Source organism: Shigella sp. FC1967, from assembly GCF_001743005.1.
In the GTDB taxonomy this organism is placed as follows: domain Bacteria; phylum Pseudomonadota; class Gammaproteobacteria; order Enterobacterales; family Enterobacteriaceae; genus Proteus.
Genome location: NZ_MIIZ01001213.1, coordinates 1 through 476, shown reverse-complemented (window position 1 = coordinate 476; position 476 = coordinate 1). Strand labels below are relative to the sequence as shown.

Here is a 476-nt window from a genome sequence, read left to right as displayed (position 1 = left end):
ACGCCGGAACTCAGAACAGTCACTGGGCCACTGTTCTTTTACCGAAACGAAATTGGAACGATATAGAGAGGAACCATGAAAGTAACCAATAAACTCAAACTGCTGGCACTGGGGCTGTGTATGGCCGGTACTGCCATCGCGGCTCCTGATGTGCTCAATGACGACGCAAAGCTCAAGAACCTTGAGAAGGTGTGTCCCGACTGTAAGATGGTGGCAAAAGATGTACTCAATCTGCGGGTTGAAAACTGCCAGCTCAAAGACACTTCCAGTGCAATGATGATTGGCACCATGCAAAATGACCCTATGTTTTCGTTTATGCTGGCAGTACACACAGCGGCAGGCTCGGAGGCATACAAAACGGTAGTTGGTGCCGCTGGCAACCATGTTGACTGTGAAAACCCGTTGAACTGGATCAAGCTGACCCAGCAAGCGATTAAAGGAGGCAAAGTCTAATGCGTAAGAGAGATTTCTTTTTT

Annotated in this window: 1 protein-coding gene; it reads left to right on the top strand. The window is 48.3% G+C overall.

From position 1 onward, the window contains the following. Positions 1 to 75: 75 nt before the first annotated feature. Complete coding sequence (locus BHE89_RS20375; protein ID WP_000869261.1) at positions 76 to 453, top strand: hypothetical protein; 378 nt, start codon at positions 76 to 78, stop codon at positions 451 to 453. Positions 454 to 476 lie beyond the last annotated feature (23 nt).